A 25,320-nucleotide genomic window follows, 5' to 3' on the forward strand; every position below is an offset into this window, starting at 1 on the left:
GGTTTGAGCTCAACGCTCGCTCACGTCCCTCGGGTTTGAGCTCAACGCTCGCTCATGTCCCTCGGGTTTGAGCTCAACGCTCGCTCACGTCCCTCGGGTTTGAGCTCAACGCTCGCTCACATCTGGGAACGTCAGACCGAGTCAGCCAAGTAATCGATGGCCAGCTTGTAGCCCAACACACCCGCGCCCACAATGATCGCGTTGCACACTCCGGACAGGTACGAATGGTGGCGGAACTCTTCCCGCTGGTGCACATTGGTGATGTGGACCTCGACGGCGGGCAGCTGCACAGCGGCCAGGGCGTCGCGAAGCGCCACGGACGTATGAGTGTATGCGCCGGCGTTGATCACAATTCCGACGGCGGTGCCCCTCGCTGCGTGGATGGCGTCCAGGAGGTCGCCCTCATGGTTGGACTGCACGCAGTCAACAGTGAAGCCGTGGGCGGCGGCTGCGCTCATGGCCAGTTGCTCTACGTCAGCCAGAGTGGACGTGCCGTACTTCTCGGGTTCACGGGTGCCCAGAAGGTTCAGATTGGGGCCGTTGATCACAAGGATGGTGCCGCGACCGGTTTCGGTGGTGGGAGTAGCGTCAGTCATGGCTCCCAATCTATAGCGGTGCAGGAGCGTCCGGGAATTGCGCCCACAAGGTGAGCGAGGGTGCCCCAAAAACAGCCACGATGTGAGAGAGCGTTTGGTTACTTACGGGTGCACTGACCGGCCGAGACGGGGCTGCTGAGGCCAGGCGCCTGCGCGGCTACCGGTTCCAGGTCCTCCATGGTGAGCGCGAAGCCCAGAGCAGCGTCAGTGGTGGTCTTGGCGAAGATCAGCCCGGCCACCTGCCCCTGCATGGTCAGCAACGGGCCGCCGGAGTTGCCCGGCTGAACGTCGCCCGCCAGCCGGTAAACCTGCGCGGGCGAAGGGTTGTTGCCATAAATATCCGGAACCAGAATGGTGGAAATACCTTGAACAGTTGCCGGCTTGGATTGGAAGGGACCGCCGTGCGGGTACCCCGCAAAAGCGGCCGGGCTGCCTACAGCGAGGTCGGCGCTCAAAGGGAGCGGGCTGGACTGCAAGCCATCCACGGCCAGGACGGCAATGTCCCGCTGGGAGTCGAAGTACACCACCCGACCCGGCAACGCGCCGCCGTCGGGAACTTCCACCACCGGCTGCGACACGCCCGCCACAACGTGAGCATTAGTGACGACGCGCCCGGGCGAGACAACAAATCCGGAGCCGGTCTGGTTCTGCCCGCATTCGAACGCGGTTCCTGCGATCTTCAGGACGGAATCTGCGGCCTGGTTCAGGGCGGGAGTGTCTGTTGACTCGTTGGGAACGGGCACCGGAGTGACGGGGCCGATTCCCTCAATGAGCTTCGGTATGCCGTCGCCGATCACCGTAGACCGCAGCTGGGCCATGGTGCTCTTGACGGGCGTAGGCGTCAGGTTGTCGATGTAGCGAATGACGCGGGACTCGGCCAACTGCTGCGAAACGAACGGCACACCCAGCGAACTGATGCTGAACGCCAGCATGGACATCACCAGCGCGGCCACCACCACGCTCACCACGCCACCGATCAACCGGTCCACGGCATGCAACGGCTTGATCCGCACAGCGTGGCGGACTTTTCGCCCGATCATGGTGCCCAGGCCGTGGCCCAACGCTATAAGCACGACGGCGGCACCCACCGTGGCGGTCAGCCTCCAGCCGCTGTCGGTCACCCAGCCGCTGACGAGCGGAACTGCCATGAACGCGGCAATGGCGCCAATGACGAATCCCGCGATTCCACCAAGTGTGACCATGAATCCATTGCGGAGGCCATAGATCAGGTAGGACAGGAGCATCAAAATCAATGCCAAATCCAATATCGTCAAGCCAAACACCAATGCTCCTCATAGCCGGGTAGCGCCAATTCTAGATGTCCACCCTGACAGCAAACCGTTAGTCCGGTCACGGTAAGGAGCCGTTAATATCCCTGTGAGAGGCTTCAGAGTGGGCCGGATGCCCCGAAAACCGCGCCATTTCAGCGTTTCACGTGCCAAGTACGTCACAGAAGCTTAAAAATTCTGAAACAATGGCCTGAGCGCCACGACCGAAACTTATATTCAGGAGATTTCATGGACATCGAGGTATTGCGCCGCGCACCCCTCTTCGCCACCCTTGACGACGACGCATTCCGCTTGCTGACGGACGAACTCACCGAGGTGGACCTTTCACGTGGAGCTTCGGTGTTCCGCGAAGGTGACCAGGGTGACCAGCTCTACTTCATCGTTTCCGGCAAGGTAAAGCTCGGACGCACGTCCCCCGACGGCCGCGAGTCGCTCTTGGCCATTCTTGGCCCGGGTGAGCTCTTCGGCGAAATGGCGTTGTTCGATCCCAGCCCGCGTACCGCTACGGCCACCGCTGTTTCGGAAACCCGCCTGGCCGGCCTCAAGAACGAAAGCCTCAACGCGCTGCTCCGCACGCGCCCCGAGGTTTCCGCGCAGCTGCTGCAGGCTTTGGCCCGCCGTCTTCGCCGGACCAACGACTCCCTCTCCGACCTCGTCTTCTCCGACGTCCCGGGCCGTGTTGCCAAGGCCCTCCTGGACCTGGCAGACCGCTTTGGCCGTCCGGCTACCGACGGCGTCCTGGTTGCCCACGAGCTCACCCAGGAGGAACTGGCCCAACTGGTTGGCGCTTCCCGCGAAACCGTGAACAAGGCACTGGCCGAGTTCGTCCAGCGCGGATGGCTCCGCCTGGAAGCCCGCGCCGTGGTGATCCTGGACATGCAGCGCCTTCGCCAGCGCTCACGCTAAAACAGCTACGAAAAAGCCGCCCCGGTGTTCGCCGGGGCGGCTTTTTTGTTGGATGTGAGCGAGGGTTGGGCTCAAGCACGGGGGATGTGAGCGAGGGTTGGGCTCAAGCCCGAGGGATGTGAGCGAGGATCAGAGGGCCTTGAGCCGCAGCAGGATGGCGTGCTCCGGGTTCAGGACCGGCATGGGCAGGCCTACCTCGCCCAGGAACCGTCCAGTAGCTTCAGCCCCCGACGCCAGCCAAGGTGCTGGTTTCGCTTCGATGAAGGTGTGCCCGTAGTCTGCGTCCCCCGCTGCAGGGAAGATCACCTCCACACGGTATGAGCGCGAGGGATCGAGCCCCGGGATCGCCACCCGGCCTACCTGTTCAGCGAACCCCGTCCGCGTTTTGACCACAGCGAAAAGCGCCGCCGTGGCACCAACCGGGATGCCGCCGTCGAACCCCTCAGCATCAGCAACCACGCCGTGCACCATCAGTGACTCGTCCGGCACATCGGCCCGCACTATTCGGCCACTGTGGATGAGGCCACGGTGTTCTTTGTAGAGGCTTATGAAGCGCTTGAGTTCTGCGCGTTCCTCTCCGGCGACGGAGCGGACGTCCCACTCCATGCCGAAGTGACCGAACAGGGCCGTGATGGCTCGGAAAGACAGGTCGTGCGTCCGCCCGGTGGTGTGCGAAGTAGTGGGTCCGATGTGCCCGCCGACCAACTCCGGCGGCACCACCATCCCGGTCCATCGCTGGATGGTTTGCCGCTCCAAGGCGTCGTTGCAGTCAGAGGCCCAGATGCGGTCGGTGCGCTCCAAAATGCCGAGGTCCACACGCGCGCCGCCGGAGGAACAGCTTTCGATCTCGACACCCGGATGGGCTGCACGAAGGGCGTCAAAAAGCCGGTACGCCGCCAGGGTTTGCTCATGCACGGAAGCTCGCCCCGCATGCCCGTGCTCCAGAAGGTCGCGGTTCTGATCCCACTTGAGGTAGCTGATGTTGTTCTCACGCAGCAGGGTGTCCATGCGGTCGTAGATGTACTGCCAGGCGTCCGGATTCACCAGATCGATCACGTGCTGCTGCCGCCACGTAAGCGGCAGGCGGCCACCGTCCTTGTGGGATGCAGCGGAGGGCCCCACGATCCACTCCGGGTGTGCCCTGGCGATGTCGGAATCCATATTGACCATTTCCGGCTCAACCCACAGCCCGAACTCCATGCCGCGGCTGGTCACGGCATCAATCAACGGAGTCAGCCCTTCAGGCCAGACGGTCTCGTCCACGTACCAGTCACCCAACCCGGCGTGGTCGTCGCGGCGCCCGCGGAACCAGCCGTCGTCGAGCACAAAACGCTCAACGCCAAGGTCCGCAGCGGACTCGGCCAGTTCGATCAGCGTCTCCAGATTGTGGTCGAAGTACACCGCTTCCCAGGTGTTGAGGACCACTGGGCGGGCCTTTCCGGACACAGCGCCCACATGGTGCGGGCGCGCACGGAACCACGCGTAGAACGCCTCGGAAATTCCATCCAACCCACGGTCTGAGTACGCGGCGAACAGGGCAGGGGTGGTGTAGCTTTCGCCGGGCTGCAGAACTACTTCGGCTGGCCCCAGGAGCTCGGAACCGCCGATCATGGTTCGCCCGTCCGCAACGTTGTCCGCAAACTGCTCGTGATTCCCGCTCCAGGCCAGATGCGTGGCCCATACCTTGCCGTGCCGGTTCCCGAAGCCCGCAGTTCCTGCGGCCAGCAGCAGTGAGGAATCATGCCCGGTGCGGCCGTGCCGGCCCGTGCGGACCCAGGTTCCTTGCTGAATGGCCCGCCGCTGTGGGTGCCGTTCCCGGCACCAGCGGCCGGTCAGGTCCAAAAGTTCGACGGCGTCGCGCGCCACCGGGAGCATCGTGGCCAACTCATCCACCTGGAAAGGCGACGTACCGTGGTTGCTGGCCGTGTGCTTTAGTTCGAGAAGCCCGCCCGGGTGCAAGGTGAGGTTGCTGGTCACGGTGATACCGGCGTCGGGATCCGACTGGACAATCACGGCTGTGCCGCCATCCGCCGTCGCACTCACCACGCGCAGGCGAACCGAGAAATCGAAGCCGGGAACGCCGTCCGTGATGCGGTGACCTCGAAGCCCCGGGCGTCCCTGCCACGACGACGACGCCTGCGGGAGGAGCCCGGCGGGGACGTTTGCGTCGATGGAGGACGGCGGGATGGGTTCGTTGAGGATGGCCAGGTCCGGCAACGTATCTCCCACGTCGGCTCCCCAGTGGATGATCTCAGCCTCTCCACGGAGGGTGGCGATCACCAGGCTGGTACCTGTGGAACGGAGATGGAGCGGGTGCATGTATGAAGTCGCTTTCGGGATCGGGAGGAGGGACGTGATGTTGGGCCCGCTCTGCGCGCTTCGTGCGGAAAATAAGGCGCAGAGCGGGCCCCACAACGGGTGGGTTGAAGCGGGTGGGGCTACTTGAAGAGATTGTTGACCTGGTTGTTGGCTTCGGTCAATGACGATGCCGGCTTCTTGCCGGAGAGCACAGCATCCATGGCCGGCTTCATGATGCCGTCAACCTTGGCGGCTTTGTCCGCGATCGGGAAGAGGAACGTGGTGCCGTCCTTCACATGGGTGGTGAAGGCGGTAACGTCTGTGCCCTTGTCCGCGAAGGCCTTCGCGGCGATCTCGGATGAGCTGGCGATGGCCGGGAAGACCACAGCCTTGCTGGCTACGACGTCCTGGCATGCTGTGGAGCCCAGGTATTCAACCCACTTGACGCTGGCTCCGGGGTTCTTGGTGCCGGCCCAGATGGAGTCGGCCAGGCCGTTGAACATGGAAGCGCGCTTGCCGTCAGGGCCCTTGGGCGTGGGGGCGAAGGCTGTTTCGATCCCCTTGTAGGTCTTGTACTGGCCGATCAGCCAATCCCCGTTGGTGTTGATGGCAGACTTACCAGCTCCGAAGCTGTCCGGCATGCTGGCACCCACGGTGGTCTCCAGCTTGGGCATGTAGCCCTTGTCCACCAGTCCGGCCCACCAAGCGATGGTTTCCTGGAAACGGGGGTCGTCGTAGTTGAACTTGCTACCCCACGGGTTCTTGTCCGTCGCAGTCCAGCCGGTGGTTGCTGTCAGGAAGCTCCACTCCGTCTGCCCTTGGCCGGAGCCGCTGCCTGTCAGGCCCAGTCCATAGGTGGCCACGTTGTTCTTATCAAAGCCTGCTTCGTCCCCGCGCTTGCCGTTCTTGTCCACGGTCAGGTGCGCGATGGTCTTCTCGTAACTGCCGCCATCCTTGGGGTTCCAGTCCAGGTTGGCCATCTGTTCTGCACTGATTCCGGCAGCGTCTGTCATGGCCTTGTTGTAGAACAGGCCCACGGTGTCCCAGTCCTTCGGGAGGCCGTAGCGTTTGCCATCCTGACCCACCCAGAGCTCGGGGAGGCCCTTGGTGTAGGCGTCCAGCTTAATGCCGTCCTTCTCCACAGCCTCGTCCAGGGAGAGCAACTGCTTCTTGGCTGCGTACTCCGGGTACTTGGACAGGTGGTTGGTGAACACGTCCGGTGCAGTACCGGCCACGAAGCCATTGGTCAGCGTGGTCCAGTAGTCGTCCCAGCCGCGCTGGGTGATCTTAACCTTGATGTCCGGGTTGGCCTTGGTGAAATCATCCGCGCATTGCTGATAGGCGGGGAGCTGGTTGGCGTCCCAGAGCCAGTAGTTGATTTCACCTTTGGCCTCTGTGGAGGTGGGGGAGGAGCCTCCGCAGGCGGACAGGGTCAAAGCGATGGCGGCGGCAGCAGCGGCGACGCCGAGGGTTTTCTTCATAGCGAACCTTTCGGGGATTCTTTCACAGGTGTTTTCACAGCGGGGTTATTTGATTCCGGAGAATCCGATGGAGTTGACTACCTTCTTGCCGAAGGCGATGAACAGCAGGAAGATCGGCAAAGCTGCCACGAGGGTTCCGGCCATGAGTCCGGACCAGTCGAGGGCGCCTTGCGGGGACTGGGATTTGAAGACGCTCAGGCCCACGGTGAGCACCCGGACGCTCTCGTCCTGGCCCACCAGCAGCGGCCAGAAGTATTCGTTCCACTGGCCGATGAAGGTCAGCAGCGCCAGGGTGGCGATGGGGGCGGCGGCATTGGGAAGCACTATCTGGAAGAAGATGCGCAGGTGCTTGGCGCCGTCGAGCATTGCCGCCTCCTCAACCTCGCGGGACATGCTGAGGAAGAACTGGCGCAGGAAGAAGATGGCAAACGGGGTCATGAACAGGAATGGCAGGGACATTCCGGCCATGGTGTTGAGCAGGCCGAGGTTCTTGATCATGAGGAAGTTGGGCAGCGCCGTGAAGATCGGCGGGACCATCATGGTGGTCAGGAAGACTGCGAACACTTTGTTCCGGCCGGGCCAGCGCAACCGGGCGAAGGCGTAGGCAGCCATGGCGCTGAAGAACACTTGGCCGGCGGTGGTGATGGTGGCGAAGATGACGGAGTTTCGGAGGTAGAGCCAGAAGTTGATGGCGGCACCGGAGCCTCCGTCGGCGATGGCCTCTTCGGTGGTTTGCAGCCCGAGGACGCGCTTGAAGGCGCCCCAGCTGAAGTCGGCCGGCAGCAGGTTTCCGGCGTTGGAGGCCAGGGCACTGTTGCTGGACAGCGCCGTCCGCAGCATCCACAGGAACGGGGCAATGGTCACGGCGAGGGCGACGGCCACCAGCGCCCAAGCGCCGATGCGTCGCCAGTTGAGCGGCTTCTTGCGGTCGTTTCGAGGCAGGGTTGAAGTAGTCATGGCGGTTCCTTGGTCCTTGTCCGGCCTAGTCCAGGTCCGATTCGTTGCCCTTGAGGAACTTCATTTGCACGAAGGCCACCAGGGCGAGAATGACGAACAGGATCACGGACAGGGCGGAGGCGTAGCCGAAGTCGGACTCGCCGAAGGCTTTTTGGTAGATGTACATCTGAATCACGCGGGAGGCGTTGACGGGTCCACCGTTGGTGGTCACGGCTACGGTGTCGAAGACCTGGAAGGAACCAATGACGGTAACCACCAGGACCAGCACCAACACGGGGCGTAGCAGCGGCATGGTGACGCTCCAGAACGTCCGTGTGGGGGACGCGCCGTCGAGGTTTGCTACCTCGTAGAGGTGGTTGGGGATGGATTGCAGGCCGGCGAAGATCAGCAGGGCCGTGTAGCCCATGTGCCGCCACACGTTCACGAAGGCGATGGTGGGGATGGCCCACTGTTCGCTGCCGAAGAAGGCGACGCGGGGGAGCCCCACCCAGCTCATGACCTCGTTGACGATGCCCAGCTGGTAGTCGAGCATCCAGAACCAGAGCAGGGCCACAATGACGTTGGCCACCAGGAACGGCAGCAGGAGTGCGCCGCGAACGAAAGTGGACTTTGCCACCCGGTGCATCAGCAACGCCAGTCCCAAAGCAATGACCGTTTGGAAGCCGATGTTCAGGCCCACGTACTGGAGCGTGACGCCCATGGCGTTCCAGAAGAGTTCGTCGGCAAAGATGGCCGTGTAGTTATCTATGCCGATCCACGTTGGCTCGCCCAGGATGCTGTACTCGGTGAAGCTGAGGTAGATGCCGCGGATGGTGGGGATCAGAAAGAACGCAACGAAGCCGATGACGGCCGGGAAGATGAAGAAGAGGGCGATTCTGAGATCACCGAGGCGGCTGGTCATGCTCCGTTTGGCGGGCTGTGGCTTGCGGCCGTTATGGCTCCCGGAACGCCCCGAGGCATTGCCTGGTTGCTTGGTTAGCGTGGTCATCGTCGACCCTTTCCTGACTGTGATGTGGGTAACAACTGGGAGTGAATCTACACGAGTAGATTTGATGAGCGCAAGCGCTGTCGCCATTTTTTGATGAAAAATGTTCAATTTTGTTGCTTTTATTGACTCGAGTAGATTCCGATGCAAAACTCGACAGGACAGTCACATGAGGACACGGCGGAGGCTGCTTCGGCAGTCCCAGGGAAGGTAAACAATGACGTTTTCGATCGGGGTTGTGGGTGCCGGGCAGTTCGGCAGCCAGTTCGCCCACCTGTTCAAGCTCCACCCGGGCGTCAGCGCGGTTTATGCAATAGATGAACTCCCTGAGCGGGCCGCTGCGGCGCAGGAACGCTGGGGACTGGACGGCGTGCTGGGCAGCTTTGAAGAGTTGCTGGACTCCGACGTCGATGCTGTCGCCATCTTCACGCAGCGTTGGACTCACGGACCACTGGTAGAGCGGGCCTTGCGCGCTGGAAAGCACGTCTACTCAGCGGTGCCCATGGCCATTTCCGAAGAGGAAATTGAACGGATCATTGAGGCCGTGCGCGAGACCAAACTGGTTTACGCGATGGGTGAGACCAGCTACTACAACCCCGCCACGGTCTTCGCCCGGCGACAACATGCGGCAGGCAAGTTCGGCCGCATCTTCTACACAGAGGGCGACTACGTCCACGACATGGACCTCGGGTTCTACGAGGCGTATCAGTACAGCGGCGGAGACCGGTGGAAGGAAACCGCCAGCTACCCGCCCATGCTTTACCCCACCCACGCCATAGGCGGCGTCCTCGGTGCCGTCCCCGGCCATGCGGTCAGTGTCAGCTGCATCGGCGTCAAGGACCAGCGGGGCGACGGAGTCTTCGACAAAGACGTCAGCATGTTCGCCAACGACTTCTCCAACGCCACGGCGCTGTTCGAAATGAACGACGGCGGCGCGATGCGCACCAACGAGATGCGCCGCGTAGGGTACCCCTCCCATATCCGGGAGTCCCGCTTCCGCTTCTTCGGCACCGACGCCAGCTTTGAGCAACTTGCCACCACCACCGTGTGGCAGGACAAGTCCACTGTGGAAGACGTCTCCGAGCAGGTGGAAACGAAGCCCACCATGTCTCTGGATGACCCATCCCTGGCAGACGTGGCGCCGGAGTTGCGGGATGCCTTCATCTCCGGGCTGTCCCCGGTCCACGACCAGTCCAGGCTTCCCCAGGAATTCCTCGGAGCGCCCAATGGGCATGAAGGAAGCCACCAATTCCTGGTGGACGACTTTGTCACCGCCGTGAACAACCGCAGCCTTCCTCCCGTTAACGCCTGGGTTGCGGCCCGGTTCACGTTGCCGGGAATCGTAGCCCATGAGTCCGCGCTCCGTGGCGGGGAGCGCCTTCCCATCCGCGACTTCGGTGATGCTCCCGTGGAGTAGCTAGCATTTACCTCATGACAACTTCGGCGGTACAAACCTCGCGCGGCCCGGTTACACGCAAAGACGTGGCCCGGTACGCCGGGGTGAGTACCGCCGTCGTGAGTTATGTGGTGAACGGTGGGCCCAAGAACGTGGCCCCGGCAACGGAAGCCAAGGTTCGGGAGGCCATCCGTGTCCTCGGATACCGGCCCAACGCCGCCGCCCGTGCCCTCAAACTGGGGTCCAGCGAAACCATTGGCGTTGTGGTTCCGGACAACACCAACCCGTTTTTCACCCAGCTGGCCCATGCTGTGGAAGATGCGGCCGCGGAACTTGGCTTCGGCATGGTTCTCACCAACTCGGACGGCAGCCTGACCCGCGAACGCAAGAACATCCGCACCCTGGCTGCCCGGCAGGTGGACGGGGTGTTCCTGGCCAGCTGTGTGTTCGATCCCGACGTTACGGAACTGGAAGCCTCCGAAATCCCCTCCGTTTTGTTGAATAACGCAGGCTCACCGCCGGGAATCAACAGCGTGGGTGTTGATCTGGAAGCCGGTGCCCGTGCCGCCGTGGAACATCTGATTGGCCACGGCCATACGAACATCGGCTTGGCGATCGGTACCAATACCGGGAACCAGCTGGACGGGCGCGAGGTGGGCTGGCTGGCCACTTTGCGTGACGCCGGACTGCCGGACGGACCCATGCTTCACGGTCCCTTCAGCCGCCCGGGTGGGTACGAGGTAGGCAAGCGCTTCCTCTCCATGGCCAACCGCCCCACAGCGATCTTTGCCAGCAACGACATGCAGGCCATCGGTATCCTCCGGGCGCTTCACGAGGCAGGAGTCAGGGTGCCCGAGGATCTGGCGTTGGTGTCCTTCGACGGCTCCCTGGACTCCGAATACAGCTGGCCTGCGCTGACCACCGTTGCACAGCCCGTCAAGGCGATGGCCCAAGCCGCTGTGCAGGCACTGGTGGGCAAGGGACGCGGCGATGAGCTGCAACACCAGATCCTCTCCACCGAACTGATCATCCGACAGTCCTGCGGCTGCAAATAACCTGGGGATGACGACGGCGGCTGGCCGGGTTACGAATCCATGCTCGCGTAGCGCTCGGGGCGGGCCAGCACCTGGCTGATCTGCGCCGTTCCCGCAGCAACAGCCAGCCGGACCAGCAGGAAGCCGGCGGCGAACACCCCGCCAATGGTCAGGAACACCACGGGCTGGGTCAGCAGTACGGCACCCGTGAGCGGAAGGACCAGAGCAGCCGCGGCAGCTGCGGATATGCCGGCAACCAGGAACAGCGGCGACATCACGGCTTTGACCCTCGCCGCCACCATAAGTTTCTGCGGCATCCCAACACGGTCCAGTGCCACCAGTGTGGAAGCCCGGTCCAGGACTGCAGCTGCTTGGTTCACACCCGCAGAGCAGGCGACCATCAGGAACGAGCCCAACAGGGTGATCATCACACCGGTGTTGATGTCGCGGACAAGCAGCGTCGTTTCAGCGTCGCCGCCGGTTCCCATGGTGTCCGCCACCGCCATGCCGACGCCCACGAACACGCCCACAAAACTGGTCATCGCGACGCCCCCAACTTGCCGCCACGATTCTTTGGGGCTCTCCAGCACGGTCCGCGCGGCCAGCAGTTGCTCAGGCTTCTTGGCGTGCTTGAGTTGCGAGGACGCCCGCAGCCGCAGGATCCACGGTCCCATGAGGTTCAACGCCAGCAGTGCAAGCCCGAAGCAACCGCCCATCACCGCGATGATCACAATGAACGCGCCGAAGCTGCTGAGCATCCCCATCGCCACCACTCCGATGACCACCACCACAGCTGCGATGAGTCCGCGAACCCAGTGCGCGCCGTCGGCCGTTTGCCGGGTCCGGACGCCCAACGGCGTCACCACAACCTTCCGGAGCCCCAAGGCGGCACTCGCCGCTGCAAGGACACAGACGGCCAGCACGCAGCCGAGGATGGACGGAACCGACAACCACGCATGGCTTCCGATTGCTTGTCCCCGGAACTGGATCAACCCCAGGAACGGCGCCACACAGGCGTACAGCCCCGCGCCGGCCACAGCTCCTACGGCCGCGAGGACGGTTGACTCTATGACGGTCATCCAGACCACCGTGGCGCTGTTGGCGCCCAGCAACCGCAGGGATGCCAAACGGTCATCACGACGGCGGGCGGCGAGTCGGGCGGCCGAGGCACCGAGCGTCAACAAAGGGATGATCAGCAGCACCATGGCCACCACGGCCAGGGCCTGGTAGGTGCCCGCGATGTCGTCGGACCAGGACCAGAAAACCTGTGAACCACCGGCAACGGTGAGCAGCAGGGCCGTAACCGTCCCGAAAGCGAGGATGGGGAGCCCGGCGTCACGAAGACCGGCTTCACGGAAGCTGTTCCCGTTGCTTCGTGCCAGGTAGGGGGTGAGGCGCAGGGCCATGGAGAGACTAGACATTGAAGGCACCCTTGAAGTTGGCAGTGGCTGGATGTGTGGCGGGCGCAGCTGGCGCGGCCGGGCCGGGAGCCGGAACTGTGCCGCTGTCTGCCACGATCCGGCCGTCGCGCAACTCCACAACGCGCTCGCAGCGGGCGGCAACGTTGGGATCGTGCGTGACCACCAGGAGTGTCCGGCCGTTCGCGGCCACAGAGTGCAGGAGCACGTCCAGGACTTCGTTGGAGGTGGCAGAATCCAAGGCGCCGGTGGGCTCGTCAGCGAAGACAACCCGGGCCCCGGTGACCTGGGCGCGGGCGATGGCCACGCGCTGAACCTGTCCGCCGGAGAGCTCGCCCAAGCGGCGTTGTTCCATCCCGGCCAAGCCGAGGGCCGCCAACCACTCAGCGGCCCTGGCCTCCGAAGTAGCACGGTCTGTGCCGTTGAGCATGAGAGCCAGGGCCACGTTTTCCAAGGCAGTGAGCTCCGGAAGCAGCATGCCCTGTTGGAAGACAAAACCGAACTCCTCGCGCCGCAGCCGGGACAGCGCAGCATCTCCCAAGGTGTCCAGCCGCAGAGGCGAAGAGGGAGTATTCAAGGTGATGGCACCGGCGTCGGGCCTCAAAATTCCGGCGAGGCAGTGCAAAAGGGTGGTCTTACCGGAACCTGACGGGCCGATGATCGCAATGGACTGGCCGGCATTCGCTGTGAAGTCGACGTGGTCCAGGGCGATGCTGCCGGGGTAGTGCTTGGTGAGCTGCTGGGCGTGGAGGATGGCGTTCATATATCCAGCATCGCTGCGGGCGATGCTCCGCGGCATCAGTCCCGCGGCTGAACTCTGCGGGCGGGCCTCCACCCGGGGTATGAGACCCAAGTAGGTAGCAGATGAGGTCGTTCTCAGCGCTGGGAACGACCTCATCTGCTACCTACTTGGGTCAGGCTTCGGCAATCCGCAGCTTGGCCACGTTCTCGGCCAGCACACGCCGGGCGTCCTCACCAAGGAGTGAGTCCGTGATGAGCTCGTCAGCTTCTTCCAGCCTGGCGATCGAGGCGATGCCCACCACGCCCCACTTGCTGTGGTCGGCCAGGATTACTGTGCTCCGGGCGGACGTCATGAAAGCGCGGTTGGTTTCGGCTTCCAGCAGGTTCGGAGTGGTGAACCCGGCGTGGGCATCCATGCCATGGACACCCAGGAACAGGACGTCCAGGTGGAGCTGCTTCAGCGAGGACGTGGCTATGGGACCCACCAGGGCGTCCGACGGTGTCCGCTCGCCGCCGATCAGGATCACAGTGGACCCGAAGCGTGCCGGGCCGGAAGAGGCGCCGTGATGGAACAGGTCTGCGATCCGCACCGAGTTGGTGACCACGGTGATGCGCGGCCCGTTGACGAGTTCCTTCGCCAGGGCCCAGGTGGTGGTGCCGGCACCGAGTCCGATCGCCATGCCTTCCTGGACCAGGGACGCGGCTTCCACCGCGATGGCGTGCTTCTCCGCGGGCAGCTGCGTCGATTTGAGTTCAAATCCGGGTTCGTGGGTGCTCGCATCGCCGGGAATCTTGGCTCCGCCGTGAATGCGCTCAACGCGGCCGGCTTCTTCGAGCGCTTCGATGTCGCGGCGCACGGTCATGGGCGAGACTCCCAGCAGTTGCGCGAGGTCCGAGACCCGCACCACGCGTTCGCGCTGGACTGCGTCGATGATGGCGGAGTGGCGTGCTGCCTGAAGCATCAGGGCCTTTCTGGGAACCTCGTCAAACATGGGGCTGAGTCTGGCTCCAGTCTAGGGCTGGAGTCTTCCGGAGCGCGGCAGGCCAAGCGCTGCGGCGTCACAGGTGCGTCACTCCTGCGTCACGTGGACGTCGCGCAACTGCCGGGAACGCACGACGACGCCGCTCGCCTCGGGAGGTGAGCGGCGCCGTCGGGAATTGCTTACTTGCGGAGGGAATCCGCGATCTGGGTCATGATGCCGGGGTCGGCCAGGGTGGTGGCGTCGCCGGTGTCGCGCCCCTCGGCGATGTCCTTGAGGAGGCGTCGGACGATCTTGCCGGACCGGGTCTTGGGAAGTTCCGGCACGATCAGCAGCTGCTTGGGCTTGGCGATGGGTCCGATTTCCTTACCCACGTGGTTGCGCAGTTCCAAAACGGTTTCGTCGCCATTGTTCACGGCGTCGCCGCGGAGGATCACGAAGGCGACGATCGCTTGGCCGGTGGTGTCGTCAGCGGCACCCACCACCGCGGCTTCAGCGACGGACGGGTGGCTGACGAGGGCGGATTCGATCTCCGTGGTGGACAGGCGGTGGCCGGAAACGTTCATGACGTCGTCCACGCGGCCCAGGAGCCAGACGTCGCCGTCCTCGTCCTTCTTGGCGCCGTCACCGGCAAAGTACATGGCCTCGAACCGGGACCAGTAGGTGTCCTTGAAGCGTTCCGGGTCGCCCCAGATGCCGCGCAGCATGGAAGGCCAGGGTTCGCGGACCACCAGGTAGCCGCCTTCGCCGTTGGCCACGGATTCGCCGTTTTCGTCCACCACGTCCACGGCGATGCCGGGCAGCGGAACCTGCGCCGAGCCGGGCTTCGTGGCGGTGACACCCGGCAGCGGTGCGATCATCTGGGCGCCGGTTTCGGTCTGCCACCAGGTGTCCACAATCGGTGCCGGGTTGTCCTTCTTTTCACCGTTCTTGCCGGCGTTGGCGCCGATGACGTCGCGGTACCACATCCACGCTTCGGGGTTGATGGATTCGCCCACGGAGCCAAGGACGCGGATGGAGGAGAGATCGTACTTGTCCGGGATTTCCCGGCCCCACTTCATGAACGTCCGGATCGCGGTGGGCGCGGTGTACAGGATGGAGACTTTGTACTTCTCCACGATTTCCCACCAGCGGCCCTGGTGCGGGGAGTCCGGGGTGCCTTCGTACATGACCTGGGTGGCGCCGTTGATGAGCGGCGCGTAGGCGACGTAGGAGTGGCCGGTGACCCATCCGACGTCGGCGGTGCACCAGTACACGTCCGTTTCCGGGTGGAGGTCGAACACGGCCTTGTGCGTGTACGCACCCTGGGTGAGGTAGCCGCCGGTGGTGTGCAGGATGCCCTTGGGCTTGCCGGTGGTGCCTGAGGTGTAGAGGATGAACAGAGGGTGCTCGGAGTCATGCCCGACGGCGGTGTGCTGGGTATCTGCCTTGTCTACGGTGTCGGACCACCAAAGGTCGCGGCCTTCCACCCAGTTGACGTCCTCGCCGTTGCGCTTGACCACCACCACGTTCTGGACGGTGTGACCCTCTTTGGACAGGGCTTCGTCCACTGCCGGCTTCAGGGCGCTGGGCTTGCCGCGGCGGTAGGTGCCGTCGGCGGTGACCACCAGCTTGGCTTCGGCGTCCTCGATCCGGGAACGCAGGGCGTCCGCGGAGAAACCGCCGAACACCACGGAGTGCACGGCCCCGATCCTGGCGCAGGCAAGGAGCGTGATGACGGCCTCAGGGATCATGGGAAGGTACACGGCCACGCGGTCGCCCTTGGCAACACCGAGTGACTCGAACGCATTGGCGGCCTTCTTGACCTCTTCGGTCAGCTCCGCGTACGTGTAGGTGCGGGTGTCCCCGGGCTCGCCCTCGAAGTAGATGGCAACGCGATCGCCCAGGCCGTTTTCAACATGGCGGTCCAGTGCGTTGTACGCAGCGTTGACCTCGCCGCCCACGAACCACTTGGCGAACGGCGGGTTGGACCAATCAAGGGCTTCGGTGAAGTCCTTGTCCCAGGTGAGCAGTTCACGGGCCTGCTTGGCCCAGAATGCGGGACGGTCCGCTTCTGCCTCTTGATAGGCGTCCGCGCTGGTTACGGCGTTTGCGGCGAATTCTGCAGAGGGCGCGAACTTGCGGTTCTCGTGGAGGAGGTTTTCAAGCGCCTCGACGTGTGGGGCCGGACCGTTCTGAGCCGTTGAAGCTGCAGCGGTGGCCGTGGATCCGGTGGTGTCCTGGGACATGGTGAACCTCATCATTCATCGATCTTTGCTGCGCGGGTCCTGAGGTGAGGTCCCCGCCCGGGCCGTCATCGGCGTCGAGCGCGTTCCTCTGGATCCGCAGAGTGCTGTCCGGCATCAACACTATCGCTTAGCGAAGTGCTACGTGTGCGTCGTCACAAATGCGGCCGTGAGCGGCGCGGATTTAGCGACGAATGGCGGCTTGGGTGGTGGGGAACCGTTTACATGACGCACGACGGCGGAACCAGGCTCCCGCTGTTGGCGGGGTAACTGGTGATCGCATTCTGTAAGGAACCTTGGAGTTTGCTGTGGGCGAAGCTGTATGGCCGTTTTCAGCTAGAACCCTGTCAGTGGGGTGACATAGGCTGAAGAAGTCTTGGGACGCACTTCTGGCGTGTCCGGTTCTCGGCGGAAATTCCGCGGAGGTCGCCGGGCCGGACTGTCCAAGGCGCCGCCGTACGAAGGAGAAATACATGAACCAGCTGAGCCCAGGCCCGCACGACTCACACCCGATCGGACCGGACACCGCGGCTGGAACGGCCACCGCTGCAGGTGGCAACGCTGCAGGTGGCACCGCTGCTCCCCTCAAGAAGGACGCAGGAGTTAAGGAAAACGCTGCTCAGAACGACGCTCCTAAGAATGACGCTGCCAAATATGACGCCGTCGCCGGGCCGTTCACCATCCGGGATCTGACTGTTTTTGGTTCCACGCTCCTGATGTTCGTAGCCTCGCTCCTGCCCATGTTCGGGGAGCGCTACAACCTCTGGAACCTGGGCAACCTGTTCTTCCTGCTGCTGGGCATCATCCTGCCGCTGGTTGTGGTGGCACTCTTCGTTGCCCGCAGGTTGCAGCCGGGAACAATCGTCCGCATTGGCTCGCTGTCCGTTGACCAATTCGCGTCAGTGACCGCCTCTTTTGCATTCCCCTTGTTCTTCCTGACCATCGCCAACTCGTTCAACGGCGGCGTACTTCTGGGCCTGATTGGCTCTGCAGGCCTGCTGGCCGCGACGGTCCTGGCCCCGCATCTTCCGTGGCTCTCCGCCGACTTCAAGGGCCGCGCCGAAACGCCGGCGCACGTTGTCGCCCGCGAGGCAGCAGTACCCAGCCGTAAACCGGCTGCTCCCAAAGCACCGAAAGCGCCCAACACACCCAAGCCGTCCGACGCCGCAGGTTCAAGCACCGGATTCCAGAGTTCAACTCCCGGATTCAGTTCAACCCACGGAGTCCAGGGATCGACGCCCGGTTACCAGGCTCCCGTTCCGCACGTTTCAGGTACAGCGGCTGCAGCGGCCTCCACAGGTTCTCCGGGTGCGGGTGCCGCCACGGGCGCAAGCCCCTTCGCTCCGCCGGCCAGCTACGGGACCACGCCTTCGCCGGCAACTGAAGCTTCCGCCGTCGTGCATTCAGCTGACCACAAGCCTGCGGACGGTACCGGCTATGCAAGCACTGGAACCCCTGGCAGTGGGCCCGCAACGGGCAGCACCGCTGCTACTGAACCCGCTACTGGCGCTTCGCCTGCTACGTCTTCGCCTGAGAAGGCCGAGCCGGCTGGCGAGCCCGGCGAGAAGGAAGCCCAGGTGTCCACTGCGGGTTCAGCGGCCGCGCCTGCCACCACCCAGCACGCTACAAACCAGCACGCGGCGCAGCCCGCTACAACCAACCACGCCGCTCAGCAGGCGTCTCAACCGGCGGCCCAGCAGCCGTGGGCTGCCACCATGGCAACGCCCATAGTCTCCGGGGACACGCGCAGGGTGAGCGACTCGATTGGCGCTACAGTGGACCCGGCCAGCCGACCCGAAGAGTCCGATTCGCCGCAGTATGAGGCTTTCTGGTTCGCCGTCGGCCAGCCACGGACTGCGTACGACGAACACTCAGGCGCCCCGGCTTTCACCATCGATCCGGGTGGATGGGTTCTGGCGCTGGAGGACCGCGGCCACGAATTCCTGGTCCAGGACACCGACGGCAAGGTTGGGGTCCTCCGGGAGCTCAGCAACATCGAACGCGGCTAAGCAGGACCCCGTGGCCATCGCTGAAGCTGGTTCGCTGCTCGCGCTCAAACGCCGGGCACGCAAGATCAACAGGGTTCTCGCTGACAAGTATCCCTACGCGCATGCGGAGCTGGATTTCAGGAACCCTTTTGAGTTGGTGGTGGCCACGGTCCTCTCCGCCCAAACCACTGATGTGCTGGTTAACCAGGTCACCAAGATCCTGTTTGCCCGTTACCCGGACGCCCGCGCCATGGCCGAGGCGGATCCCGTTGAGCTGGAGACAATACTTCAGCCCACGGGCTTCTTCCGGGCCAAAGCGCGGAACGTTCTGGCGCTGAGCACGCGGCTGGTGGACGAGTACGACGGCGTGGTCCCTGGTCGCCTTGAAGATCTGGTGACGCTCCCGGGCGTCGGGCGCAAGACAGCAAACGTGGTTTTGGGCAATGCCTTCGGTGTTCCTGGTATCACGGTGGACACACACTTCGGCAGGCTGGCCCGCCGCTTTGGCTGGACGGCCTCGGACGATCCTGTGAAGATCGAGTTCGACGTCGCTGAATTGTTTGAACCCCGCGACTGGACCATGCTTTCGCACCGAGTGGTTTTTCACGGACGCAGGGTCTGCCATTCCAGGAAGCCGGCCTGTGGTGCCTGCCCGGTGGCAAGCCTCTGCCCGAGCTATGGCGAGGGCGAAACGGATCCCGTCAAGGCAGCCAAACTGCTGAAGTATGAGCTCGCGCCGGGCAACGAAGCTTTGCTGGAAAAACTCCTGGCCGAGACGCACAGGGCAGCGGAAATACGCATGGAATCGCAAAGGAGGCCCGGGTGACCGCGCTTGAGGAACTGTCAGCGCTTGTCACCCGCTTCGAGGACGGTCAGCAACAGCACTCGGCACTCTGGGAGAAGCTTCCCGTCACCCCCGAAACCAACCGGGCCGCTGCGGTCCTGATGCTCTTTGGTGTGCTGGACAACGTTCCTGCCGAGTCGGGTCGGCCTATCGCGCCGGCCGATCTTGATGTCCTTTTGCTGGAACGTGCACACACCCTCGATGACCATCCGGGCCAGGTGGCATTCCCGGGTGGCAGCGTGGACCCGGAGGATGAATCCGTGATCGGTGCGGCGCTCCGCGAAGCTGTGGAAGAAACCGGCCTGGACGCCAGCGGTGTCCGGGTTCTCGGTGTCATCCCGGAACTTGGACTCATCCGGAGCAACTTCAGGGTGACACCGGTGCTGGCGTGGTGGGATGCGCCGTCGCCTGTTCGGGTGGTGGATTATGCCGAGTCAGCGCAGGTCTTCAGGGTGCCCGTGCGCGACCTCCTGGACCCCGTCAACCGGGTCACTGCCACCATTTCGCGGTTCGGCCGCACGTACACCAGTCCGGGTTTCACCGTAAATGGCGTGCTGGTGTGGGGCTTTACAGGGATGGTTCTCAGCGGCCTCTTCGACGAACTGGGATGGACTGTTCCCTGGGACAAGGCCAAGCTGCGGGATATTGACCTCTAGGCGGTCTTCTCTTAGGCAGGCATCTTTTAGGCGGCCTTATGGGCTGTGCTCGATCGGTCCACGATCAGACCAGTTGCGGCGTTTTCCCGTACGGCGTTGATTCCGGCCACCACACCCTCGAGGTGCTTGAACGTAGGTGATTCAGCCACAACAGTTCCGTCGGCCGCCGTCAGGCGGAACCGGTAACCGTCGGTGTTGTCCTTGAGAATTTCAAACCTGCCAGCCATCGAATGCTTCCCCCTTGTGATGCTGTTTCAAAAACTATCCACAGAGTGAAACTATCCAGATCACAGGACGAACTAAAGTTACTTGGCAGTACCGCTAGGAAGCAGGTCATTCCGGCTCATATGGCGAGATATGACTGGATAGTGCCGCACCTTCCGGCTATGGTCCGGCTACTTCGCATTGTCGTACGAATCGACCACGGCCAGGCTCACCGGAAATTCCACCGGGATCCGCCCGAACATGAGTTCCTTCGCCGCAGCGGCAGCTTCTTCGATGGCGCGGATACATGCGTCCACGGCATTCCCGGGAGCGTGAATCATCACTTCGTCGTGCAAAAAGAAGACGAGTTCACCGCTGGGTGAGCCTTCGGCGCGCAAGGTCCGCAGCCGCCGTCGTAATTCCGCCAACCAGCAGGCCGCCCACTCAGCAGCCGAGCCTTGCACCACGAAGTTGCGGGTGAAGCGGCCCCGTGACCGGGCCAGATTATCGGCGCGGCGCTGTTCCTCGGCCGTGGTTGATTGTTGGCTCCGCAGCCAGCCGGCCGATGGTGGAGGGCTGCTTCTACCCAGCCGTGTGGTGACGGTTCGGCCTGCTTCGCCCTCACGCGCTGCTTGCTCAACGAAGCCGACAGCGCGCGGATAAGTACGCGTCAGCTGCGGCATGAGCCTGCCGGACTCGCCCGTGGTGGCGCCGTAGATGGCACCCAGCAGGGCAATTTTCGCTTTGGCGCGGTCGCCACCAAAGCCCTGGGCTGCGATGCCTGCGTAGAGGTCCTTATCGCGGGCTGCCTCCGCCATTTTGGTGTCTTGGGCCAGCGCCACGAGAACGCGCGGCTCCAGTTGAGAGGCGTCGGCAACAATGAGCTTGTGTCCGGGATCCGCATGGACCGCTGCCCGGATATTGCGCGGGATCTGGAGCGCGCCGCCACCCCGGGAGGCCCAGCGGCCTGACACGACGCCACCCACCACGTACTCGGGATGGAACCGCCCGTCACGCACCCAGGCGTCCAGCCAGGACCAGCCGTTGGCGGTGTGCAGACGGGAGAGCTTCTTGTAGGCGAGCAACGGCTGGATGGCCGGATGCTTCGATTCCTGAAGCTCCCACTGCCGGGTGCTTTTGACCTCGATCCCGTTCCGGTGCAAGGCGCGCATCAGGTCCTGAGGGGAGTCCGGATTCAGGCTGGGGGAGTTGAGGATGCTCCTGAGCTCGGCGCAGAGAGCCTCAAGTGCCGGTGGACGGTGCCCGAGAGGTGGGCGGGGCCCCAAAACGTCGGCGAGGATCTGCTGATGCAGTTCTTCACGCCATGGGACGCCAACGTGTTGCATCTCGACGGCGATTATTGCGCAAGCAGACTCAGCGGCGAGCAGTAGCTGGAGGCGCTGTTTCTGCTGGTGGGCCTCGGATACCTGGGAAATCGCGAGTTGTTGGGCGGCAAATTCCTCTTTGAGCTCAGCAAGTCCCGTCTTGGTACTGGAGGGCGAAAGGTCCTCAAAGAGTGCGCCTTGATCTGCGGGCGGAGGCGGGGGTTGAAGGGCACGCGGCGGTGTTGAGTCATCGTCCTGCGTGAGCTTGACCGCATGCTTGGCGTAGTCCGTGTGGGCTGTGAATTCCGAGTGGGCCAGAATGGCTCCGCAGAGCGCGAGGTCGTGGCAACGCTCCAGCTCTATGCCTTGGGTCAGCAGTTCGGGGTACCAGTCCTGGGCGCGGTGCCACACCCAGCGGGGCCGCTGAGCTTCGAATTCACGCACGACGCCGGGCAAGTCACCGCGGGTGATGACGCGCGCGTCAGCAGTGGCCTTTCCGGTGGGGGAGATCCTTTGTATGGCTGCGCCTTCCTGGTGGGCGGCGAGCAGCAAATACATGGTGTCCATTCTGCCCTGTGCGGAGGTGTGCTGCGATTTCGGGGCGGCTTTGGTGTGCTGTACCGGGGAGCGACTGCTCCTCCACACCTCCGGCCGCGCTGTGTTGTGCACATACGGGCATTCGAACCTTATTCTGAGGCCACGATTGAAGCAGTGTGAAAGTCATGAGGAAGCAAGATCGTCGGCACAGGCAACCCAGACAACTCAGGCACCCGGGACAGACTACTGAGCCTTATGGGCCATCGGGCAAGCAACCGGTGGAAGGGGACGCAGACGGATCCTGGGTGCCTCGCGACACCCTCGGGATTCTGCTCGTTTCCGGCGACCCCTACCTTCAGGAAGAGGCAAAACGGATAGTCGCTGCCGCAGGCGGAAGTCTCAGAACGGCAGTGGATGTGATGGAAGCCGTCCACGGATGGGACAACGCCGACGTCGTGTTGGTAGGCAGCGATATTCGCGAATTGCCGCCCAGACGAAGGGCTCCTACGGTGTTGCTCGGCAAAGCCTCTGAAGGTGACGGGTTGTGGCGTTTAGCCGCTTCGCTCGGAGCTGAGCGCGTCGCCGTCCTTCCCGAGGCCGCCGCCTGGCTCGCCGAACACCTGAGCATGTCCGGCTCCCCGGATCCTGGCGGTACGGTCATGGGAATCATCGGTGGCAGTGGTGGGGCGGGAGCTACCACCACCGCCATCTGGCTTGCCCAAGCTGCAGCCGGTCATGGCATCAGCACCATGCTCATCGACGGCGACCGCTGGGGTGGTGGCCTTGAGCTGGCGGTGACGGCTGACGAAGTTCCCGGTCTCCGATGGCCGGACTTCGCCGAAACCAGGGGCAGCATTGATCCATCCCAATTCCGGGATTCACTGCCGGTTGCCGGCGGCTTCGCCTACCTGTCCTGGCCTGGGACCCGTGAACCGGTCCACATCCCGGCGGTCGGCGCCGTGGCCGCTGTTGTTGACGCCGCACGCCGGAGCTTCGAGCTCATCCTGGTTGACATCGGACGCAGTGAGGAGGGATTGGGCACGCTCGCGTGGGACTGCGACAGGATCTTGCTGCTAACCAAAGCCCACCTCAAATCCGCAGTGGCGGCCGCGCGCGTCCTCAACGAACTTCCGCCCATAGATGCCGGACTTCTGGTCCGCGGAAACGGCGCCACCTCTGTGGATGCTCCAGTGATCGCGGAGTCACTGGGGTTGCCGCTGCTGGGTGTCCTGCCGGAGATCCGTGGAGTTGCTGCGGGCACTGAGCTGGGGCGATTGCTGGAAATCGGACGCAGGAAATCCATCAGCCGCTTCGCCGGGGCTGTGCTGGAACTGAGCGGCGGCGTCCAGTGAGCCTCTTTGCCGAGGGAACCCGCCGCCGGCAGGGCCGCAGGCTGGACTCGGTCCTCCTTGAAACGGTGCGGGAATCAGTGCTCGCAGGGAGCGGACCCGTGACTCCCTCTACTGTCGCGGCAGCAGTGCAGGCAAGCGGCAGATTACTCGGTACTGCCGGAGCGTTGGAGGCGGCCGAATCCATCAACGCGGAACTGAACGGATTAGGCCCCCTCCAGCCGCTCGCACAAGATCCTGCCGTCACGGACATCTTTGTCAACGGCCCTGATTCCGTGTGGTTGGACCGCGGGAACGGCCTGGAACGATCTTCAGTTCATTTCGACACCGAACAACAGATCAGGTCGCTGGCCACCCGCCTGGTCTCAGCCGGGGGAAGGCGACTGGACGACGGTTCCCCCTGCGTGGACGTCCGGCTCAACGGCGGGTATCGGGTGCACGCAGTCCTCTCACCGATATCAACGGCAGGGACCCTGCTGTCCATTCGCATCCGCCGGGATGAAGTGTTTACCCTCGCCGAGTTGAAAGAACTTGGCATGTTTTCGGACCACGTCGAGGCGGTTCTCCGGGCCATCATGGCTCACAAACTGAGTTTCCTCATCAGCGGGGCAACGGGCTCAGGAAAGACGACGCTGCTTTCCACCATGCTCGGCTTGAGCCATCCGGCCGAGCGTTTGGTCCTGATAGAAGATGCCGCCGAGCTCAACCCTGTCCACCCGCATGTGGTGACGCTCGAATCGCGCCACGGAAACCTCGAGGGGGGAGGGGCAATGGACCTCGGAGAACTGGTCCGCCAAGCACTGCGCATGCGGCCGGACAGGCTGATCGTAGGAGAATGCCGGGGTGCTGAAGTCCGCGAACTGCTGACTGCCCTCAACACTGGCCACACTGGGGGTGGTGGCACCATCCACGCCAACACTGCCGAGGCGGTTCCGGCACGGTTGGTGGCCCTCGGCGCCCTGGCAGGGTTGAACGCCGAAGCCGTGCGGTTGCAGGTCTCCAGTGCCCTTGACGTCGTGATTCACGTGGATCGAACACAGTCTGGACGGAAAGTGGCGTCCATCGGCGTAGTGACTGATACCAGGCAGGGGCAGAAAGTGGTGTCGGCCCTCAGCTGGAGCCCCACAGGAATGACGTCAGGGCCGGCATGGCCTGAACTCTCCGCCCGGCTATCACTGGAACCGCTGAAGGAGATGGATGGTTTGCTGCCACAACAAGACGATCCACTACAACACCAATCCCTGATGGCGGGTGACCCGACATCAACCGGGTCACGTCCCCGGGGAATGCGTCGTTTCGGTGACAGCCGATGATCGGCCCCTTCATCCTGGTGGCGGCACTCGCGGTGTGGCTTCAGTTCAAGGGCGGGAGGGCTGGTGTCCGGCGTCTCAGGACGAGTCTGGGGGAGCGGCAAGGCGGGACCCGGCGAAGGTACGCCCGTCGAAGGATGCGGCTCGGACGTTCAAGGCCGCGTAGGCATCCGGAGCCGTTGTCGCTTGGTGTGCTGGTACAACAGCTCGCCGCCCTCTTGCGCGGTGGCCGGGGAGCCTTCCGGCTGTGGGAGGAGCTATGGGTTGTCCATGGTTCGCGGCACATCGCGGACGGTGGCACAGTTCCAGCAGCGGAAAAGGGGAACACCGGGCTGTCCACCGAGTCCTTGCAAGTTCTCGCGGCGGCGCGGGCGGCGTCAACGGTGGGAAATTCTCCAGCCGAAGCCATCCGGGGCGCTGCCGCCAAGGCGTATCCGCGGCGCGGAAGTTCTGAGCGCCGTGTGTGGACGGAGCTGGCAGCCTGCCTGGACATCGCGGAGACCAGCGGCTGTCCGCTGGCGGACCTCCTCACCCGCTTCGCAGCGCAATTGGAGGCCGAAGAAGACTCCGAGGCCGCCCGTCAGACGGCGCTCGCAGGGCCCAAGGCTACCGTTCGGCTGTTGTCGTGGCTGCCGGTATTCGGGCTTGGGCTGGGAATGGCATTGGGCGTGGATCCTCTAGGGATCCTGTTGAACAACTTCCTGGGTGTTGCCACCTTCGCGGTGGGGCTCCTGCTCACTGCGGCCGGCCGCGTCTGGTCCTCGCGACTGGTCGCGTCCGCTACCGGAGCCCCCTGATGTA

General features: G+C 63.6%; 21 protein-coding genes. 9 read left to right on the forward strand and 12 right to left on the reverse strand.

All coding sequences use genetic code 11. The features are described from left to right. Nucleotides 1-131: 131 nt before the first annotated feature. Together aroQ and ACIQH5_RS19780 are read right to left on the reverse strand one after the other, a co-directional pair. Nucleotides 132-596 (reverse strand): type II 3-dehydroquinate dehydratase, encoded by a 465-nt coding sequence (gene aroQ / locus ACIQH5_RS19775; protein ID WP_400406764.1) that lies wholly within the window; start codon nt 594-596, stop codon nt 132-134. Nucleotides 597-694: 98 nt separating this feature from the next. Further along, nucleotides 695-1,879: a MarP family serine protease gene (locus ACIQH5_RS19780; protein ID WP_400406766.1), complete on the reverse strand. Its 1,185-nt coding sequence runs from the start codon at nt 1,877-1,879 to the stop codon at nt 695-697. 234 nt (nt 1,880-2,113) lie between these two features. Between ACIQH5_RS19780 and ACIQH5_RS19785 the strand changes: the two genes are divergently transcribed. Beyond that, nucleotides 2,114-2,791, forward strand: a complete 678-nt coding sequence (locus ACIQH5_RS19785; protein WP_011775987.1) for a Crp/Fnr family transcriptional regulator — start codon at nt 2,114-2,116, stop codon at nt 2,789-2,791. Between the two features lie 129 nt (nt 2,792-2,920). Here the strand turns inward: ACIQH5_RS19785 and ACIQH5_RS19790 are convergent, their stop codons facing one another. From ACIQH5_RS19790 to ACIQH5_RS19805, 4 genes are all read right to left on the reverse strand, one after another. Continuing rightward, nucleotides 2,921-5,110 carry an alpha-galactosidase gene (locus tag ACIQH5_RS19790; RefSeq protein ID WP_400406768.1) on the reverse strand — a complete coding sequence of 730 codons (2,190 nt, stop codon included), beginning with the start codon at nt 5,108-5,110 and terminating at the stop codon, nt 2,921-2,923. A gap of 119 nt (nt 5,111-5,229) precedes the next feature. After that, on the reverse strand, nt 5,230-6,570 hold the full coding sequence (locus tag ACIQH5_RS19795; protein WP_400406770.1) for an ABC transporter substrate-binding protein: 1,341 nt from the start codon (nt 6,568-6,570) through the stop codon (nt 5,230-5,232). Nucleotides 6,571-6,615: 45 nt separating this feature from the next. Then, on the reverse strand, nt 6,616-7,527 hold the full coding sequence (locus ACIQH5_RS19800) for a carbohydrate ABC transporter permease (protein ID WP_062071742.1): 912 nt from the start codon (nt 7,525-7,527) through the stop codon (nt 6,616-6,618). 25 nt (nt 7,528-7,552) lie between these two features. Then, nucleotides 7,553-8,515 carry a carbohydrate ABC transporter permease gene (locus tag ACIQH5_RS19805; RefSeq protein WP_141281104.1) on the reverse strand — a complete coding sequence of 321 codons (963 nt, stop codon included), beginning with the start codon at nt 8,513-8,515 and terminating at the stop codon, nt 7,553-7,555. Between the two features lie 214 nt (nt 8,516-8,729). Between ACIQH5_RS19805 and ACIQH5_RS19810 the strand changes: the two genes are divergently transcribed. Both ACIQH5_RS19810 and ACIQH5_RS19815 read left to right on the forward strand, forming a co-directional pair. Then, nucleotides 8,730-9,929, forward strand: a complete 1,200-nt coding sequence (locus tag ACIQH5_RS19810; RefSeq protein ID WP_400406774.1) for a Gfo/Idh/MocA family protein — start codon at nt 8,730-8,732, stop codon at nt 9,927-9,929. A 14-nt stretch (nt 9,930-9,943) separates the two neighbouring features. Next, on the forward strand, nt 9,944-10,963 hold the full coding sequence (locus ACIQH5_RS19815) for a LacI family DNA-binding transcriptional regulator (protein WP_400406776.1): 1,020 nt from the start codon (nt 9,944-9,946) through the stop codon (nt 10,961-10,963). A gap of 29 nt (nt 10,964-10,992) precedes the next feature. Here the strand turns inward: ACIQH5_RS19815 and ACIQH5_RS19820 are convergent, their stop codons facing one another. From ACIQH5_RS19820 to acs, 4 genes are all read right to left on the reverse strand, one after another. Further along, nucleotides 10,993-12,363, reverse strand: coding sequence for an FtsX-like permease family protein (locus ACIQH5_RS19820; RefSeq protein WP_400406779.1), 1,371 nt, complete (start codon nt 12,361-12,363; stop codon nt 10,993-10,995). Continuing rightward, nucleotides 12,356-13,123, reverse strand: coding sequence for an ABC transporter ATP-binding protein (locus ACIQH5_RS19825; protein WP_400406876.1), 768 nt, complete (start codon nt 13,121-13,123; stop codon nt 12,356-12,358). The genes ACIQH5_RS19820 and ACIQH5_RS19825 overlap by 8 nt, the downstream gene beginning before the upstream one ends. A 151-nt stretch (nt 13,124-13,274) precedes the next feature. After that, the gene (locus tag ACIQH5_RS19830; protein WP_400406878.1) at nt 13,275-14,063 is read right to left on the reverse strand and encodes a DeoR/GlpR family DNA-binding transcription regulator; all 789 of its coding nucleotides are present in this window, start codon (nt 14,061-14,063) and stop codon (nt 13,275-13,277) included. 200 nt (nt 14,064-14,263) lie between these two features. Beyond that, nucleotides 14,264-16,309, reverse strand: a complete 2,046-nt coding sequence (gene acs / locus ACIQH5_RS19835; RefSeq protein ID WP_400406881.1) for an acetate--CoA ligase — start codon at nt 16,307-16,309, stop codon at nt 14,264-14,266. A gap of 470 nt (nt 16,310-16,779) precedes the next feature. Between acs and ACIQH5_RS19840 the strand changes: the two genes are divergently transcribed. From ACIQH5_RS19840 to ACIQH5_RS19850, 3 genes are read left to right on the forward strand one after another with little or no spacing between them, the layout of a single operon-like run. Then, nucleotides 16,780-18,315, forward strand: coding sequence for a hypothetical protein (locus ACIQH5_RS19840; protein ID WP_400406781.1), 1,536 nt, complete (start codon nt 16,780-16,782; stop codon nt 18,313-18,315). A gap of 10 nt (nt 18,316-18,325) precedes the next feature. Then, entirely contained in the window at nt 18,326-19,120 is a 795-nt protein-coding gene (nth, locus tag ACIQH5_RS19845) for an endonuclease III (RefSeq protein ID WP_062071754.1), read from the forward strand. After that, nucleotides 19,117-19,794, forward strand: coding sequence for a CoA pyrophosphatase (locus ACIQH5_RS19850; protein WP_062071756.1), 678 nt, complete (start codon nt 19,117-19,119; stop codon nt 19,792-19,794). Before nth ends, ACIQH5_RS19850 begins: the two co-directional genes overlap by 4 nt. 26 nt (nt 19,795-19,820) lie before the next feature. Here the strand turns inward: ACIQH5_RS19850 and ACIQH5_RS19855 are convergent, their stop codons facing one another. Together ACIQH5_RS19855 and ACIQH5_RS19860 are read right to left on the reverse strand one after the other, a co-directional pair. Beyond that, nucleotides 19,821-20,021, reverse strand: a complete 201-nt coding sequence (locus tag ACIQH5_RS19855) for a YegP family protein (RefSeq protein WP_400406783.1) — start codon at nt 20,019-20,021, stop codon at nt 19,821-19,823. 168 nt (nt 20,022-20,189) lie between these two features. Further along, on the reverse strand, nt 20,190-21,881 hold the full coding sequence (locus ACIQH5_RS19860) for a bifunctional 3'-5' exonuclease/DNA polymerase (protein WP_400406786.1): 1,692 nt from the start codon (nt 21,879-21,881) through the stop codon (nt 20,190-20,192). A gap of 284 nt (nt 21,882-22,165) precedes the next feature. On the opposite strand from ACIQH5_RS19860, the gene ssd reads away from it, so the two are divergent. The 3 genes from ssd to ACIQH5_RS19875 are packed head-to-tail and all read left to right on the forward strand — an operon-like array spanning nt 22,166 to nt 25,316. Continuing rightward, on the forward strand, nt 22,166-23,212 hold the full coding sequence (ssd, locus tag ACIQH5_RS19865; RefSeq protein WP_400406788.1) for a septum site-determining protein Ssd: 1,047 nt from the start codon (nt 22,166-22,168) through the stop codon (nt 23,210-23,212). Beyond that, entirely contained in the window at nt 23,209-24,522 is a 1,314-nt protein-coding gene (locus tag ACIQH5_RS19870; RefSeq protein WP_400406790.1) for a TadA family conjugal transfer-associated ATPase, read from the forward strand. Before ssd ends, ACIQH5_RS19870 begins: the two co-directional genes overlap by 4 nt. Then, nucleotides 24,519-25,316 (forward strand): type II secretion system F family protein, encoded by a 798-nt coding sequence (locus tag ACIQH5_RS19875; protein WP_400406792.1) that lies wholly within the window; start codon nt 24,519-24,521, stop codon nt 25,314-25,316. The genes ACIQH5_RS19870 and ACIQH5_RS19875 overlap by 4 nt, the downstream gene beginning before the upstream one ends. Nucleotides 25,317-25,320: the final 4 nt, after the last annotated feature.

The sequence above is a fragment of the Paenarthrobacter sp. NPDC091711 genome (assembly GCF_044756605.1).
GTDB lineage: Bacteria > Actinomycetota > Actinomycetes > Actinomycetales > Micrococcaceae > Arthrobacter.